The organism is Undibacterium sp. Ji42W, from assembly GCF_049340405.1.
Classification (GTDB): Bacteria; Pseudomonadota; Gammaproteobacteria; order Burkholderiales; family Burkholderiaceae_D; genus Undibacterium.
The window spans coordinates 289,739-307,778 of sequence record NZ_JBMPOV010000009.1 but is presented as its reverse complement, the minus strand read 5'-3'; the positions used below and the strand labels follow the sequence as shown (position 1 = coordinate 307,778).

Genomic DNA, 18,040 nt, shown 5'->3' with positions numbered 1-18,040 from the left:
GCTTGAGCTTGTAGTTCAAACGCTGTCATTGGCAGCCACGCGCACCGCATTACGCCCGGCCAGTTTTGCTTCATAAAGCATGGTATCAGCACGCTGGAACCATGCCAGGCCATCTTCTCCTACGATTTTCTTTGCCACGCCTATGGAAACGGTAACCGGATAATCACGCAGCAATTGTGCCTTTTCTACCAGAGTGCGCAATTCCTCGGCAAACCTGGCTGCGGCAATATCGTCGGCCCCCATGGCAATCACGACAAATTCTTCGCCACCATAGCGGAAAAAGCAGTCTGCCGTGCGTATGCGTGAACGCAGCAATGCGCAAAACTGTATCAGGACCTGGTCACCCACCATGTGGCCAAACTGGTCATTGATTTTTTTGAAGTGGTCAAGATCAAGTATCAGGATGCAAACATCGGTATGCACTTCATCCTTGGCGCAGATAGTCTGTAGCTGCTTGTCAAACGCACGGCGGTTGCCAGCACCGGTTAAAAAGTCTTTTTCTGCCTGCTGGTTCAATTCAAAATGCTGGAGGCTGGTGCGGTCAGAAAAAATATAAGAAAACAGATTGATCAACACCAGCGTAACAACCAGGCTGGACAAATCCAGCAACAGCATGGCATTGCGCAAGATCACGACCAGCACGATCAATGAAACGCTATTGATGATCAGCGCTTCTTTCGCCCTGAGTATAAAGAAGGCAGCGATCATGGTGGGATACACCCAATAGGCAATAGGCACGCCCTTGACATACACGGCGGCCAGCATGCCCATGGAGTAAAACACCGTTACGGCAATACCCGCCAGGCGTACCTTGCGCGTGCGCCAGACAAAAACAATGATGCACAACATGCCCAGTACGATCAGCAGATCGACTGTCGCCATCAAAAAATTGCCCTGGAAAAGACGCACTATGCCGAAAGGGAGAATGCTCGGTATGCTCAGGCCGCAAAGCATGAGCAAGACGACTTCTTCTTTTGAGCGTTTTAACAACATGTTGTTTTCCCGGCTGTTGCCCCTGCAAGGCAGGGACCTGTTCACTACCAGCCTAACTCAAGCGACAAGCATATGTCCAACACTATGCAACAGGCTTTGCATGAAAAAAACAGTCTTGTTAATTCGGTGTAAAGATTTGTTTATCTGCCAGCAATATCAGGCAATATCAGGATGTAAACATGCATACATCCAGAAATTACCAGGGGTATCTCGCACCATGCGAAAAGCCCGCAAATAGCCTTCGCGTTCAAAGCCCATGCGCTCCAGCAGTTGTATGGAAGGGGAATTGGTTTCCAGCACAGTCGCCTGGATGCGGTTATAGCCAGCCTGCCGGAAGCCCCATTGACACAGTGCCATTGCCGCAGCTTGCATGACACCCTTGCCCCAGTATTTTGATGCAAGATCATAGGCAAGTTCTGCACTGCGGTTAATGCCGGAGATAGTATGAAAGCCGACGGTGCCTACCAGTCTGTCTTCTGCCCTGGTGACGATGGCGAGACGAATGGGCGTATCAGGTGTATCGCCCTCATATGCATCGAACTGCGGCAACAGATCCTCTACCGCACTGAGGTTCCAGCTGGTATGCCTGATCACGTCCGGATTTTTGAGATAGTCATACCAATCTGCTGCATCACTGCGGCGAATACTGCGCAGGCCTACATCCTTGTGAGAAATTTCAGGTACTTTACTTATCTGCATACTGTATGGTTTGCTCAAATATCATTGCCTGGCAATCAGTTTGCGCACTACATCATTGAACATCTCTACCATGGCGGGATCGAACTGGCTTTCAATATTGGCATTGATTTCGGAAATGGCACTCAGCAAACTACGTTTGTAGCTGCGGTCAGAGCGTTCATTGGTAACCGAACAAAAAGTATCGACTATCGCCAGTATCCTTGCGCCAGGATGTATGTGTTCTGCCTTCAAACCGTTCGGGTAGCCTGAGCCATCGTAGCGTTCATGATGATCCAGTACGATGCGTGCAGCGTCATCCCAGCCGCCGAAGCGCAAAAGAATCTGGCTGGCCGTCACTACATGCTCCTGCACGATTTTCAACTCCTCCCTGGATAAACCGGCTTCCTTATTGAAGATGCTATGCGGGATAAATCCCATACCGATATCATGCATCAGTGAGGCCGCCTTCAATTGCTGCGCATTGACTGGCAAACCCAGGGCCTCATTCAGTGCTTCGGTCAATTGTGCCGCTTGTTCACTGCGGTTTTTTCTATAGATGCTGAGGTTATCGATTTGCTGGGCAAACTTGTACATCATCGCCATGTCATCTGATAATTCCAGCAACACCCTCGGAGCCTTGACGACGTTTTCCTTATTGGCGACTTTGCCATCCAGTGCTGCAATCGCGTCCTTGAATTGCTGGGCCTGCAAACCGCCACCAACGGTTTTTTGCAAGGCATCGCATAGTTCATACAGTTTCTTGCGCCTGACATCGCTGGTGTGCCCGTTGGCGATCAGGTCATTGAGCAAATCCTCGACTTCATCAATGGCCAACAGCAAGAACTCACCCAGCTCACGAAAATAAGGGTCCTGCTCTGCCCTGACCCTGGCGACGATTTCTTCCAGCCTGTGCAATAATTCGACAAAGGGGATCAACCCCACCATCTGGCAATTGCCCTTGAGGGAATGCATGGCACGGAACAGTCGGTGTACATAAGCCGTCCCGCCCTGATTATCCAACTCTTTGACGCAAGCCTCTGCTTCTTCGCAAGCTTCACGGGTGCAATCGATAAAGTCATCGATGATGCTGCGCTCCATGGACAGAAATTCAGGACAAGTGAAACTATCAACACTGCTGGCTGTATTCATCTTGGGCTTTCCTGATTGTCGTAGGTCAATATTACTAAAAATTATAGTTCAAAGCAGCGTTCTTATATGACGGGCAGGAATTATTTTGCGAACTCTTTTTCAATTCGCGATTCAGCATCTCTTGTGAGCGCATGTATCCTTATTTAGTGATTACTGTGTCAATTGAAAAATTTAATAGTCAGACTGGCAAATCAATTGCTATTATAGAGAAAATGACAGTGGGCACTATAATCGTGCCAAATGTAGAATAAATGTACATTACTTAATTCAGGTCAAGATTTACCTCATGAAATCCAGCATTTTGAAACTAGTGTTACCAGTCTGGCGCGTACTACCGGTTGAGTTCCGACAATCTGGCCTGGCAGCTAGAATTCGCCAGCAATTTGTGACGCCAACACCCGTTCCTCCCGTGGTTCAGGTAGAGCCCCTCATACCGGTACATGTAGAGGTGGAAGATCCACTGATACCTGTACGTGCCTGGCAAGATGGTTTCAAGCCCGCTCATGATTACGTGCAATCACCACCACCTGTCCGCACAGAGTTGTTGAAATCATCCATGTGCACAGAGCAGATGATGCGCACCGAAGTTTTTCAATACTGGACTGTGCGCATGGGTGACAGGCCTGGTCATATGCACAGAAAAATCTGGGAATGGGCTTTTATCACCCAGGCCTTGAAAGAACGCGGCATGCTGCAAGAAGGCCAGCTTGGCCTGGGATTTGCTGTCGGTACTGAACCCTTGACTGCCATCTTCGCAGCACATGGTGCCAGCATCATCGCCACGGATTTGTTCACTGAAGAAGCACAAGCCAAGGGCTGGGTCGATTCCACTCAACACGCAAATGGTTTTGAAGCTATCAACCAGCGTAATCTCTGTGATGAAAAAGAATTGCGCAGGCTGGTCGAATTCAAATTTGCAGATATGAACAATATCAGTGAAGAGCTGCATGGCAAATTCGATTTCCTGTGGTCATCCTGCGCCTTTGAACATCTGGGTTCCATCGAACATGGCAAGCAATTTGTCTACAATGCCATGCATTGCCTGAAGCCCGGTGGCATTGCAGTGCACACGACAGAATTCAATATGTCATCGAATGAAGATACGGTAGCCGCTGGCTCGACTGTCTTATTCCGCAAACGCGATATCGAAGACATCATCACGACCCTGCAATCACAAGGCCACCATATAGGAATAGACTGGGATGAGGGTGATGGCTTTGCAGATGGCCATGTCGATATGGCACCCTACATACAAGACACGCATTTGCGTTTGCAAATCGAAAAATACGTAGTGACATCGATAGGTTTGATCGTGCAAAAAGCAGCTTAGTTCTTAACAATACCCGCCTGTTAAAAAGCCCTGTAATCATCATTGATTGCAGGGCTTTTTAATTACAAAGGACTAATCAAGTTTAGTCAGCAAACACCTTGCTCGCTGGCGTAATGCTGACAGCCTCAGCCTTGATATTCAGCTTACGCTTGCCGATGACCTGGTCTTCGTCCAGCAATTCCTTGGGTTTGTCGGAATTGTACTTGATAGGTGAGAACGCATCTGCGACCAGTTTCTCTTTCAAATCAGCAGCATCCTTGGCAATCACAACGACGGACAGGTTTTCAGCATTCAGATGCTTCTTGATAGCGGCATTGACTTCTTCTGCAGTGAGCGTGGCCAGTTTATCGCGCATCATCTTGGTGAACTCTGGCGTGTGATGCCATTGCGCATCGAGTGCATAACCGAGTTGCTGATCCTGGGTGGCCGTCATCATGAAAACATTCTTCATGAGGTAGGCACGAGTCATCTCGAACTGTTCTTTGCTCAAGCCTTGCTTGAGCATTTTATCGAGTTCAGTAATTGCCACGCGCAAGGCCATGTGTGCATTTTCAGGTGCGACGGGGCGTATCCAGATTTCAAACAACTGCGATTGGCGGGCCCGGTTGGCAGTCGGGAAGAACTGGAACATGCCACCAGGGAAGGCTTCAATATACGCGTAATCACCATAGTTCATGCCACGTATTTCACGGATGCGCTGATACAGGTGGGATGAACTGGCCCTGTGTTCACCCAGCCAGGTCTTGGCTACCCATAGCGATACAAAGTCAGGATGGGCGCGCGTGACCGTGATAGGCAAACCCAGGGATATTGCCGTTGCCCTGGTATTTTTTTCTATGATCTCCACATCCAGACCTTGCGTAGCCTTGCCAACTGGCGCAGCAATCGCAGGAAGGCCATTGCCAGCTGGCAGTTTGGCGACAACCTGCTTTAGAGTATTGACCATCTCATCATTGACGTCGCCGGAGATACCGACATTGAGTGCACCGCTGGTGTATGCCTGTTTCCAGAATTGTTTGACATCATCCAGGGTGATGGCTTCTATACCCTTCAGCGTACCCAATACCGGATGGGCATAGGCAGAACCGGCAAAGACCTTGGTTTGCAGGCGCTCTTTGGCGAACTCTTCTTCATTATTGTCTTTCAGGTCGAGCAAGAGTGCATTCTTTTGCTCATCCTTGATACGGCGAAAGTCTTCTTCACGGAAGCCTGGCTCCAGCAATTGCGGCATGGCGATGCGCATATAGTCTGGCCATTTATCCTTGTGCACTGAACCGGTGAAGCTGGTCATTTCTTTGTCAGTCTGGGCAGAGAAGCTGGCCGCCATGGGGAACAGGGCTTTCTTGACTTCATCTATCTTGCGGTCTTTGGAGCCGGCACCCTCTATCATTGCTGCAGTCATGCGCGCCAGGCCCTCTTTGCCTACCGGGTCTTGTGCAGAACCTGCATTGAATACCAGCTTGAAGCGTATCTGCGGCAACCTGGATGCCTGTACCAGCACATTGTATTTACTATAGTCAGGCTTTTCCGTGAAACTGGCCAATTTTGGCAGCGTTGCAATGTTAGGAGGCAAGGCATTACTGGAGAGCGTGCTGACTATCATGCCTTCATCGACCAGGTATTTTTTAGCAGCGGCTTGCAAGTCGGCAGGTGTCAGACTGTCGATGACTTGATAGAACTGGTTGATAGTGGCATAGGAGCGTTTATAGTGAACAAAGCGTGCCAAAGTACCAGCGATCTGGTCAGTATTGTCGAGGCTGCGTATCACGCCATATTTGAGCGCGGACTTGGCATCTTCCAACTCCTTGTCTGACAAAGGCGCTTGCGATAGTGCAGCGACTTTTTTCAATATCGCATCCCTGACATAAACTGCATCTTCCGGCTTTTTGACACGCGCAGCAATGGTCGCCAGGCCCGGATCTACATTGTCTGGCGTGTAATCAAACAGCTGGTCAACTTTTTGTTCATCCTGCTGCAAGCGCTTGTAAAGATCAGAAGTCGCACCAAAAGAAAGCGACAACAGCATGCGCAAGGCAGCGTGTTCTTTGTTAGTGACCGAGAAGGCTGGAGCATGGAAGGACACTGTCACATAAGGCAGGGTCGCACTTGGCCAGGGCACATGTTTATAGAACGGGCCGTTCGCCGCCGGTTCTACAGGTACAGGTGCTTGCACCTTGCCACGCTGCCACTTGCCCCAGTACTTTTCTATCAGGGCAATGGTCGCCTTGGGATCGACATCACCTGCGACAATGAGCGTAGTATATTCAGGCCTGTACCAGCGGTCAAAGAAAGTCTTGGAGTAGGCAAACTGATTGGGCATATCCTCAATATCCTTGAGGAAGCCCATGGTGGTGTGCTTGTAAGTATGCTTCTGGAAGGCGGTATCTCGCGTGACTTCAAACAGCTTGCTGATGGGGTTGGCGCTATTTTTATTGTATTCACCCAATACCGCACGAGACTCTGTCTTGAAGTCATCTTCGCTATACGACAGATGCTGGAAGCGGTCTGCCTCTACCCTCAGGATGGTTTCCAGGTCTTCCTTGGAAAAGGTCGTGTGGTAATTGGTCAGGTCGTCGCTGGTATAGGCATTTTGCCGTGCACCTGTGGCAGTCAGGATGTCCTTGTATTTGTCTGCCGGAATTTCCTTGGTGCCGCGGAACATCATGTGCTCAAAGAAGTGGGCAAAGCCGGATTTGCCGGGCTCGACTTCATTGCGTGAACCAGTCTGCACTGGTATTTGCAGGGAGACCAGATTCGGTAAGCCGGTAGGCACAATGATGATTTTCAACCCATTGGGCAAGAGCTTCTCGGTTGCCTGAAATGGCAGCAAGTCCTTGCCTGTCTGTGCCCTGCCTGCGGGCTTTTGTGCTGGCGCTGGTGCAGCCGCGCCCTGGCTTTGTGCAAGCGATGGATAGACGATGCTGGCAAGGGCCAGCGTCATAGCACATGGTGCAAAGAATTTCATTGTATCCCCCAGGTTAATAAATTTATAGATTTATAAAATATAAACGATGTTATTGGTCTATGACTGAAAATACAAGAACAAGTTCAGATTTTGAAGACAGCTTCTGAAGACAAATTCAAGGACAAAAAACATAGCCCGGATACAGGAAACTGCATCCGGGCTTTGTTTTATACTACTACTGAATTACGTTTTACTTCTTGCGTTGCGGTGGCAAGTCTGTACAGACGCCTTTATACACTTCTGCCGCCATACCTATCGACTCACCCAAGGTAGGATGTGGATGGATGGTCTTGCCGATATCGACTGCATCAGCACCCATCTCTATCGCCAGGGCGATCTCGCCTATCATGTCACCAGCATGCGTGCCGACGATGCCGCCACCGACGATGCGCTTGGTTTCTGCATCGAACAGCAATTTGGTGAAGCCTTCGTCACGGCCATTCGCCACGGCACGGCCAGACGCCGCCCATGGGAAATGACCTTTTTCAAGCTTCACACCTTTGGCCTTGGCTTCATCTTCCGTCATACCTACCCATGCGACTTCAGGGTCAGTGTAGGCAACCGATGGAATCACGCTGGCATCGAAGTAGGCTTTTTCACCGGATGCTGCTTCGGCTGCAACGTGGGCTTCATGCACGGCTTTGTGTGCCAACATGGGTTGGCCAACCAGATCACCAATCGCAAAGATATGCGGCACGTTAGTGCACATTTGTTTGTCGACATTGATGAAGCCACGGTCAGTCACCGCTACGCCTGCTTTGTCGGCAGCAATTTTCTTGCCGTTGGGGCTACGGCCTACTGCCACCAGTACCAGATCATAGACTTGTGGTGCAGGTGCAGTTGCGCCAGCTTCGGCAGCTTCGAACGTGACCTTGATACCTTCAGGCAAAGCTTCAACAGCAACCGTTTTGGTTTTCAACATGATGTTGTCAAAACGTTTTTCATTGAATTTTTGCCAGACCTTGACCATGTCACGGTCTGCGCCCTGCATCAGGCCATCCAGCATTTCAACAACATCAATGCGTGAGCCCAGGGTGGAATACACGGTCGCCATTTCCAGGCCAATGATGCCGCCGCCGATGACCAGCATGCGCTTCGGTATCTGGCGCAATTCCAGTGCGCCTGTACTGTCAACGATACGCGGGTCAGCCGGTACAAAAGGCAGGTTCACGACAGAAGAACCAGCGGCAATAATCGCCTGCTTGAACTGCACGGTTTTCTTGCTGCCATCTGCCGCGGTGACTTCAATATGGTTAGGGCTCAGGAACTGGCCCACGCCCTGCACTACATTGACCTTGCGGGCTTTTGCCATACCATTCAGGCCAGTCGTCATTTTCTTGATGACGCCTTCCTTGTAGCCGCGCAGTTTATCGATGTCGATTTCTGGCTTGGCAAAGGTCACGCCATGCGCTGCCATCGATGCAGTTTCATCGATCACCGCAGCGACGTGCAGCAGTGCCTTGGATGGAATGCAACCCACATTGAGGCAGACACCGCCTAGCGTGGAATAACGCTCGACCAGCACCGTATTCATGCCCAGATCGGCAGAACGGAAGGCTGCAGAATAACCACCAGGACCAGCGCCCAATACCATCATGTCGCATTCAACATCGACCTTGCCAGTATAACCAGAAGCGATTGGTGCGGCCACGGCAGACGCTGCTGGTGCAGTTGCCGCAGCAACTGAAGCTGCGACAGGAGCAGATGCTGTCTGACCTGCAGCCTCAACCAACAGCAACAAGCTGCCTTCGGCAACCTTGTCACCGACCTTGACCTTGATTTCTTTTACAGTACCGGCATGGCTGGATGGAATTTCCATACTGGCTTTGTCAGACTCGACTGTAATCAGGGACTGATCTACCTTGATGCTGTCGCCAACCTTGACCATGACTTCGATGACTTCAACTTCCTTGAAATCACCAATATCAGGCACTTTGACTTCGATGATACCAACTGGCCCAGCTGGTGCTGCAACCACAGGAGCGGCAGCGGCAGCGGGAGCCGGGGTTGGAGCAGCCGCAACTGCGGGAGCGGCCTGAGCCGCAGGTGCTGCACTTGCCGCAGCGCCCTCAGTTTCAATCACCAGTAACAAACTGCCTTCAGCAATTTTGTCACCGAGTTTGACCTTCAATTCCTTGATGACACCGGCGTGGCTGGATGGGATTTCCATACTGGCCTTGTCGGACTCCACTGTCACCAGTGATTGATCGACTTTGATGGTGTCACCCACCTTGACCAGCAATTCTATGACTTCAACTTCCTTGAAATCACCGATATCGGGTACTTTGACTTCGATAGTGCTCATAGTCTGGTCTCCGTTCACAGCAGGGTTTTACGCAGATCGGCCAGTACATCGGCCAGATAAGCGGTGAACTTGGCAGCCATGGCACCGTCAATGACGCGGTGGTCATACGACAGCGACAAAGGCAACATCAGGCGCGGCTGGAATTGCTTGCCATCCCAGACTGGTTTGATACTGGATTTGGACAAGCCCAGGATCGCCACTTCAGGTGCATTAATGATAGGCGTGAATGCCGTGCCACCGATGCCACCGAGTGAAGATATGGTAAAGGTTGCGCCCTGCATGTCAGCAGGTTTCAACTTGCCATCGCGTGCCTGGGCAGACAACTCGCCCATTTCAACGGCGATTTGCGACAATGTCTTCTGATCTGCATTTTTAACGACAGGCACCACCAGGCCGTTAGGCGTATCTGCTGCAAAGCCGACGTTGTAATACTGCTTGAGGATCAGGTTTTCACCTGCCGCATCAAGCGAAGAATTAAATGCCGGGAATTTTTTGAGTGCGGCAACGCTGGCCTTGATGACGAAAGCCAGCATCGTCAGTTTGACGCCGGATTTGACCAGGGCTTCATTCGAAGACTTACGGAATTCTTCGAGGTCGCTGATATCCGCTTCATCAAATTGCGTGACATGCGGGATCATGACCCAGTTGCGGTGCAAATTCGGGCCGCTGAGTTTTTTGATACGTGACAAAGGTGAAGTCGTGGTCGCACCAAACTTGCTGAAATCCAGCGATGGCCATGGCAATACATCGAGGCCAACGCCACTGCCATTTTTTGCCGGAGCAGAAACCGCAGCAACAGCTGTGCTGCCTGCCATGATGCCCTTGACAAAGTTTTGTACGTCTTCTTGCGTGATACGGCCTTTTTGACCAGAACCGGCAACGCGGCTCAGGTCTACACCCAGTTCACGCGCAAATTTGCGTATGGATGGTGAGGCATGGGCTTTGCCTGCGCTGGCTGTCGCTACAGGTGCAGCCGGAGCTGCTGCGACTGGAGCCGGGGCCGGTGCCAGTGCGGGGGCGGCAGGTACAGGAGCCGCTGGTGCTGGCGTTGCAGCTACTGGCGCAGGAGTTGCTGCCGGAGCAGCCGCTGGTGCTGCTGCACTTGCTGCAGCATCCACCACGACCAGCAAAGAACCTTCAGCAACCTTGTCGCCGACCTTGACTTTAATTTCTGTAACCACACCGGCATGGCTGGATGGAATCTCCATGCTGGCTTTATCTGATTCTACGGTGATCAGTGACTGATCTACCTTGATGGTGTCGCCGACTTTGACCATCAGCTCAATGACTTCAACTTCCTTGAAATCACCAATATCCGGTACTTTGACTTCTACGCTACTCATAGTTTTCTCCATTGTCGCCCTGCGCAATCACAGGGCGGTTGGGGTGAAGCCAGGTTTTTACGCTGTCTTCACGCTCATCCTGCCTCACCCTAAAAATGAAAGAGGCAAGAAATGTTGGTGGGTGCCAGACGTAAAATTACACAGTAACCGGATTAGGTTTATCTGCATTGATACCGTATTTGGCAATTGCCTGCGCCACCACGGATGCAGACAAGGCGCCTTCATCAGCCAGTGTTTTCAAGGCAGCGATGACCACGAAGTAACGGTTGACTTCAAAGAACTCACGCAGTTTGGCGCGGGAATCAGAACGGCCAAAACCATCTGTACCCAACACTTTGTAGCTACGGTTTTTAGGTATGAAGGCACGTACCTGTTCAGCAAAAGTGCGCATATAGTCGGTTGCGACGACGATAGGGCCTGTCGTGTCTTTCAGGCATTGAGCGATGTAAGGCACGCGTGGTTCTGCAGTCGGGTGCAGCATGTTCCAGCGCTCAGCATCCTGACCATCACGGGCCAGCAAAGTGAAGGATGGTGCAGACCAGACATCGGCAGCAATACCCCAGTCATTTTGCAGCAATTCAGCACCGGCAATCACTTCACGCAGAATAGTGCCTGAGCCCATCAACTGCACGCGGTGCTTGGTGGTTTGTTCAGATTTTTGCAACTGGTACAGCCCCTTGATGATGCCCTCTTCCTGACCGGCTTTCAAACCTGGGTGGCTATAGTTTTCATTCATCAGGGTGATGTAGTAAAACACATCCTCCTGATCGGTCACCATGCGGCGCAGGCCATCATGCATGATGACTGCCACTTCATGCGCAAAGGTCGGGTCGTAAGGAATACAGTTAGGAATAGTGGATGCCAATACATGGCTGTGACCATCTTCATGCTGCAAGCCTTCGCCATTCAGTGTCGTGCGACCAGCTGTACCGCCAAGCAGGAAGCCGCGTGCACGCATGTCGCCAGCAGCCCAGGCCAGATCACCAATACGCTGCAGGCCGAACATGGAGTAATACGTATAGAACGGTATCATGACGCGGTTATTGGTCGAGTACGAAGTCGCCGCAGCGATCCATGAGCTCATACCACCGGCTTCATTGATACCCTCTTGCAAAATCTGACCAGCCTTGTCTTCGCGGTAGTACATGACCTGGTCTTTATCGACCGGCTCATACAACTGACCGACCTGACTAAAAATACCGATCTGGCGGAACAGACCTTCCATACCAAAGGTACGGGATTCATCGACCATGATAGGTACCACGCGCTGGCCCAGGCTGGCGTCGCGCAGCAAGGCTGTCAGGATACGCACATAAGCCGCAGTGGTGGAAATTTCACGACCTTCAGCCGTTGGTTCCAGCATTGCCTGGAAGGCTGTCAGTTCTGGTACCACCAAAGCTTCGTCGGCTTTTTGGCGGCGTTGCGGCAGGTAGCCACCAAGTTCTTTACGGCGCGCATGCAGGTATTGCATTTCTGGCGTGTCGTCAGCCGGTTTGAAGAATGGGATGGCTGGCAATTCAGAATCCGCAATCGGCAACTGGAAGCGGTCTCGCATGGCCTTAATAGCCTCGTCATCAAGCTTCTTGGTATTGTGCGCGGTGTTGCGCGCTTCGCCGGATTTGCCAAAGCCAAAGCCTTTGATACTCTTCGCCAGGATGACAGTAGGCTGGCCCTTGTTTTCCTGGGCAACTTTGAATGCAGCATAAATCTTGTGTGGGTCATGACCACCACGGGTCAGGCGCCAGATGTCGTCATCCGACATTTTGCTGACCATTTCCAGCAGTTTTGGATGCTTGCCAAAGAAGTTGGCGCGTACATAGGCACCATCCTTGGCTTTGTAGTTCTGATATTCGCCATCAACGGTTTCCATCATCACTTTTTGCAGGATGCCGTCCTTGTCTTTCGCCAGCAACTCATCCCAGCCGCTACCCCAGATCACTTTGACGACATTCCAGCCAGCGCCACGGAAATCAGATTCCAGTTCCTGGATGATCTTGCCATTGCCGCGTACCGGGCCATCCAGACGTTGCAGGTTACAGTTGACGACAATCACCAGATTATCCAGTTGTTCACGACCAGCCATGCCGATTGCGCCCATGGATTCTGGTTCATCCATCTCACCATCACCACAGAAGGCCCAGACCTTACGTTTTTCTGTATCAGCAATACCGCGTGCGTGCAAATACTTCAGGAAACGCGCCTGATAGATCGCCATCAATGGGCCCAGGCCCATTGATACGGTAGGGAATTGCCAGAAGTCAGGCATCAGTTTTGGATGCGGGTAAGAAGACAGGCCCTTGCCATCGACTTCGCGACGGAAATGCAGCAACTGGTCTTCAGTCAGACGGCCCTCAAGAAAGGCGCGTGCATAGATGCCTGGGGAAGAATGGCCCTGGATGTACAGCAGATCACCACCGTGGTCTTCCGTCGGCGCATGCCAGAAATGATTAAAGCCTATGCCCAGCATATTTGCCAGCGAGGCAAAACTGGACAGGTGACCACCAAGGTCGCCATCAACGCGGTTGGCCTTGACCACCATGGCCATCGCGTTCCAGCGCATGTAAGAGCGCAGGCGCTCTTCGATTTCCAGGTTGCCTGGGCAATGCTCGCCCTGGTCAGCCGGAATGGTATTCACATAGGCAGTATTGCTGGAAAACGGGATATGGGCACCGCGGCGACGCGCCAGGTCAACCATACGCTCCATCAGGTAGTGCGCACGTTCAGGGCCTTCGGCCTCTATGACTGCTTCAAGCGCATCCAGCCACTCATTTGTTTCAACTACATCGGGATCATTTACGGCCTGGGCCAGCACCTGGTCTATCTGGGGTGACATAGAAGGGGTCTCCTGTTATTGCGCGCTTGGGTGAAACGCGCGGGGCGAATCGACAAATTACGGCTAGTTTTTTGTTCTCGCAAGTATTTTAACAGGACTTTTTAATTTTTCAAATAGCGATATATGATTTCACAATGTGAAATTTATGCCGCATCGCAGCAATTTATCTTCAAAACTTCCTTATATTTTCAATAATGCTTCTATAAAAAATCATTAGAAACACTTAGTGTGCACTGCAAAATCAACCCAAAAACAAACTAGCATGAATATTGCTTATTATTTTTACTTGTTTATCAATGTTGCTTCAAACCTGCACAAGTATTTTGTCTTTTTTTAACCTCAAATAAAAAAGGGCGATGAATAAATCATCACCCTCTCAATCGCCTTAATCAGCGTAAAACTTACTACAACTACTTTTTATTTGAATTGATATTTCAAGCCAACTTTGAAGTAACGGCCAATTGCGCCGCTGCCGTCCATAGGGTTGAAGCCCATTGAGCCGTAAGTCAGAGGATCCAGTGGTGCAACCTTGTCAAACAGGTTGGCGATGGAGCCGAAAACTTCCAGGTTTTTCATTACCTTGTAGCGGAAAGACACATCCAGGGTGGTGAAGGAAGCCAGTGTGCAACCTGCTGGAGCATCTGTGCCGTCAGCAAACTTGTTGGCGCAAGGCTGGCCTTCTTCAGGGATGTTTTTCATGGAACCACGATAACTGACCACGCCAGTGATGTTCAATGGTCCTCTGTCCCAACCCAGTACGAAGTTGACTTTGTCTTTTGGTGTACCTGCGCAGTTGGATGTATCACAGTTACCGTGCGTGCCAGCATATTGATGCTGTACAGCACCATCAACCCGCAACCAGGAATTAACGTGTGTCCAATTGACGTCAGCAGTCAATTTGCCGTACTCACCCAGATTGATACGCTGTTTGGCGTTCAAATCCACACCCTTGACTTCAGTGTAGCTGGAGTTGGCATACGGAGCTGCGCCACCGATAATAGTACCTGTACCTGGAGTTACAACACCATTGATGGTCAGGTTGTTATCCTGACGCAACACGCCTGGCAAACCAGCTGCTGTCTGGAAAGACATGGAGTTGATTTCGTTGTTACGACGAATCTTCCAGGCGTCAATCGCGAAGCTGGTGTCTGGCAAAGGGTCCCAGACCATGCCCAACGTGTAACCTTTGGATTTTTCTGGTTGCAGGTTAGGATTGCCGACCTTGAAGCCCGTGAAAGTCGCAGCGCAATCAGAAGCCTGTGCGCCTGGCAATGGTGTGCCGTTAGGGCAGCGCACTGGATCGCGCACAGATGCCGTACCTGCACTAAAGCTTTCTGTACCAGATTCAGGAGCACTTGGTGCACGGAAGCCTTCAGAATACGTACCGCGCAGCGCAAATGTCTTCACTGGAGTCCATTTGGCACCGACTTTTGGTGTCACAGAAGAGAAGTGAGAATATTTGTCGTAACGCAGCGCGCCGGACAATTCAAGAGACTTGATGACCGGAGCCAGCAACTCAGCATAGATCGCAGATACTGTCTCATCACCCTTAGCCGCTACATAGCTGGCATTGATGGAACCATCTTTACTGCCGTCCAGGGAAGGCATGTCATAGGATTCGCGGCGATATTCAGCACCGACCGCCAGACCCATCATACCGCCCGGCAAAGCGAACAATTCACGGGAAGCCTTGAAGTCGATGATGTCCATCTTGGTAGGCGCGTCGATAGTCGCTGTCTTGACCATGGCTGCATACAAAGCCGGATTGTTTTTGCTGGCCTGAGTACCTATGTAGTATGGGAAGTAGGGGCTCTTGGGATCGCCCAAAGCAGCCTTCAACACAGCCATGTTGATGGTGTTGGTGTAGTCCAGATGCAGTTTGGATTCAGAATGCAAAATAGCGGTATCAAAATCCCAACCAGCCATCGTACCTTTCAGACCTGCAACAGCGCGGTAGAAAGAGTTGTCAGCAATACGGCGGTTCGCACCAACGTCAAACATAGAATAACGCAGACGTACATCAGCGCCATACGGATTTTGCGGATGCGAAGCCGACATCAGAATGGTGTTACCGTAGTTGATGTTACCGTTCAAATTGGTAGGATTTGAAGGGAAAAACACGTTGGCAGATGTAGAAGGAGGCGTTACAGTGAACGCTGCCTTGCGCTGGGAATAACCAAATTCAGCATAGGCTTGCAAATCATCATTCAACTGCCATGTACCACGGGCAAACAGGTTCACACCGTCGATTTGTGGCAGCATGGTACGGAACTGATCTGCATACCACAGACAGCCACCATTCGGATCCTGATTTTTTGTTGCCGACAAAGTCGAGCAACCTGGCAGGGACACATAGTTCAATGTCTTGGGATCGCGCAGGGAACCGGCAGGATTTGGTTGCGCGCTGTTATTGCCGGCGATATAACCGGAAGTGAAAGAGCCCACAGTCACCATAGGGTAACCCCAGCGACGCCAGTCGCCCGTGCCTATCCAGTCGCGATCAGAGCGCTGGCTGTTCATCAACTCATTGGATTTGTAAGCCTCAGCATTGAGGATGATGTTGTATTTGTCTTTGTCCAGGTTACCAAAACCGGCAGTGATGGAGCCTTTGATCTGATTGGCATCGCGGGAACCGGAAGTACCGGCAGTCGCGCTGACTGTGATGCCTTCATAGTTCTTTTTGAGGATGATATTGACGACACCGGCAATCGCATCTGCACCGTAGATGGATGAAGCACCATCTTTCAGGATTTCGATACGTTCAACCACTTCCATAGGGATAGTAGAAATATCTGTAAATGCTTTTTGACCATCATCAGCACGGCCAAACTGCGCCATGCGGCGGCCATTCAGCAATACCAACGTGGAAGTGGCACCCAGGCCACGCAGAGAGATGGCGGTGGAACCGGCAGCAAAACCGTTACCGAAGCTGGTTGGCAAAGAACCAGCACCGTCGGAAGTCAGGGTTTGCAGGTATTCGGCAACTGTCGTCTTACCAGACTTGTCGATATCTGCACGGCTGATGATTTGTATCGGCGATGCAGTTTCAGCTTCAGCACGTTTGATACTGGTACCTGTTACTTCTACGCGCTGTACCTTGGCGTCATCCTGCGCAAATGCAGGTTGTGCCAGCATACCTGCTGTCATCATCAAGCCGCCTGAAAACATCACGCGCAGCGATCTTGAAATTACCTTTTCCTTCAGCATATCTCTCTCCTAGGGGGTTTGTTTCTGGTGTTACATCGCGGCGAAGCCAACCAATCAACCACGATGAAAAATATTTTGAAAATTAATTTTCACAATATGTATGAAGCCATTCTTGAAATTTGAAGTCAATGAATACGCAGAGAATGCGGACAGAAAACAACAAAGCGATACAATTCCATAACCAATTGACACAAAAGACTTACATAAAGGTAATTCAACACCAAAAATTGATTATTAATTACATAATTTTTCACTATGAAAAACAATGTTAAATGGCCCGAATTGAAGTCAACAGCGCAAGCTTGATTTGCAGACATGCTCCATGTGCCGCCATACCTTATAATCCTGTCTAATCCAGCCTTATCTATCACTAACATAGCCCTATAAAACCATGACTGCCCAAATCATCAGTGGTACCCAGCTTTCCATACAGATCCGTGCCGATGTAACACAACGTGCCGCCAAACTGACCGCCGCAGGCAAGCAGCCTGGCCTGGCTGTCATCCTGGTTGGTGAGAATCCAGCGTCGCAGGTGTATGTGCGCAACAAGGTCAAAGCTTGTGAAGACTGCGGTTTTTACTCAGTTTTGGAAAAATATGATGCAAATTTGACCGAAGAAGCACTGCTTGAACACATTGCCCGCCTGAACAATGATCCAAAGATCAATGGCATCCTGGTGCAATTGCCCCTGCCTGCCCACATCAATGCCAACAAGGTCATCGAAGCAATTGCGGCAGAAAAAGACGTCGATGGTTTCCATATCAGCAATGCTGGCTTGTTGATGACCGGCCAGCCATTGTTCCGCCCCTGCACGCCTTATGGCGTCATGAAGATGCTGGAATCAATAGATTATCCTGTGCGCGGCGCCAACGCGGTCGTGGTAGGCGCCTCGAATATCGTGGGCAAACCGCAGGCCATGTTGCTCTTGCAAGCTGGCGCTACTGTCACCATCTGTAATTCCAAGACCCGTGACCTGGCAGCGCACACGCGCAATGCCGACATTCTGGTCGTTGCTACCGGCAAGCGCAATATCGTCACGGCAGACATGATCAAACCTGGCGCGGTAGTCATCGATGTAGGCATGAACCGCGACGATGAAGGCAAACTCTGCGGTGACGTTGATTATCTGCCAAGCACAGAAGTCGCGGGTTATATTACGCCAGTACCAGGCGGCGTCGGTCCCATGACGATCACCATGCTGCTGGTCAACACCATAGAAGCCGCTGAAAGAATTTAA

The 18,040-nt window shown here is 50.6% G+C and carries 10 protein-coding genes; 2 read left to right on the top strand and 8 right to left on the bottom strand.

Annotation, left to right across the window (positions count from 1 at the left end; translation table 11 throughout):
- Positions 1-15: 15 nt before the first annotated feature.
- The 3 genes from ACO0LG_RS20685 to ACO0LG_RS20675 all read right to left on the bottom strand — a co-directional run bounded on the left by ACO0LG_RS20685 (position 16) and on the right by ACO0LG_RS20675 (position 2,820).
- Positions 16-993 carry a GGDEF domain-containing protein gene (locus ACO0LG_RS20685; RefSeq protein ID WP_423029446.1) on the bottom strand — a complete coding sequence of 326 codons (978 nt, stop codon included), beginning with the start codon at positions 991-993 and terminating at the stop codon, positions 16-18.
- Between the two features lie 156 nt (positions 994-1,149).
- Positions 1,150-1,692 carry a GNAT family N-acetyltransferase gene (locus tag ACO0LG_RS20680; RefSeq protein ID WP_423029445.1) on the bottom strand — a complete coding sequence of 181 codons (543 nt, stop codon included), beginning with the start codon at positions 1,690-1,692 and terminating at the stop codon, positions 1,150-1,152.
- Positions 1,693-1,713: 21 nt separating this feature from the next.
- On the bottom strand, positions 1,714-2,820 hold the full coding sequence (locus ACO0LG_RS20675) for an HD-GYP domain-containing protein (protein ID WP_423029444.1): 1,107 nt from the start codon (positions 2,818-2,820) through the stop codon (positions 1,714-1,716).
- 286 nt (positions 2,821-3,106) lie between these two features.
- On the opposite strand from ACO0LG_RS20675, the gene ACO0LG_RS20670 reads away from it, so the two are divergent.
- Positions 3,107-4,150, top strand: a complete 1,044-nt coding sequence (locus ACO0LG_RS20670) for an SAM-dependent methyltransferase (protein WP_423029443.1) — start codon at positions 3,107-3,109, stop codon at positions 4,148-4,150.
- A gap of 82 nt (positions 4,151-4,232) precedes the next feature.
- Here ACO0LG_RS20670 and ACO0LG_RS20665 read toward each other — a convergent pair whose 3' ends face one another.
- The 5 genes from ACO0LG_RS20665 to ACO0LG_RS20645 form a co-directional block, all read right to left on the bottom strand.
- Positions 4,233-7,115, bottom strand: coding sequence for a M16 family metallopeptidase (locus ACO0LG_RS20665; RefSeq protein WP_423029442.1), 2,883 nt, complete (start codon positions 7,113-7,115; stop codon positions 4,233-4,235).
- A gap of 190 nt (positions 7,116-7,305) precedes the next feature.
- Positions 7,306-9,420 carry a dihydrolipoyl dehydrogenase gene (gene lpdA / locus ACO0LG_RS20660; protein ID WP_423029441.1) on the bottom strand — a complete coding sequence of 705 codons (2,115 nt, stop codon included), beginning with the start codon at positions 9,418-9,420 and terminating at the stop codon, positions 7,306-7,308.
- Between the two features lie 14 nt (positions 9,421-9,434).
- Positions 9,435-10,763 (bottom strand): dihydrolipoyllysine-residue acetyltransferase, encoded by a 1,329-nt coding sequence (gene aceF, locus ACO0LG_RS20655; protein WP_423029440.1) that lies wholly within the window; start codon positions 10,761-10,763, stop codon positions 9,435-9,437.
- A gap of 136 nt (positions 10,764-10,899) precedes the next feature.
- Positions 10,900-13,596, bottom strand: coding sequence for a pyruvate dehydrogenase (acetyl-transferring), homodimeric type (aceE, locus tag ACO0LG_RS20650; protein ID WP_423029439.1), 2,697 nt, complete (start codon positions 13,594-13,596; stop codon positions 10,900-10,902).
- A 417-nt stretch (positions 13,597-14,013) separates the two neighbouring features.
- The gene (locus ACO0LG_RS20645; RefSeq protein WP_423029438.1) at positions 14,014-16,803 is read right to left on the bottom strand and encodes a TonB-dependent receptor; all 2,790 of its coding nucleotides are present in this window, start codon (positions 16,801-16,803) and stop codon (positions 14,014-14,016) included.
- Positions 16,804-17,194: 391 nt separating this feature from the next.
- Between ACO0LG_RS20645 and folD the strand changes: the two genes are divergently transcribed.
- Complete coding sequence (gene folD / locus ACO0LG_RS20640) at positions 17,195-18,040, top strand: bifunctional methylenetetrahydrofolate dehydrogenase/methenyltetrahydrofolate cyclohydrolase FolD (RefSeq protein WP_423029437.1); 846 nt, start codon at positions 17,195-17,197, stop codon at positions 18,038-18,040.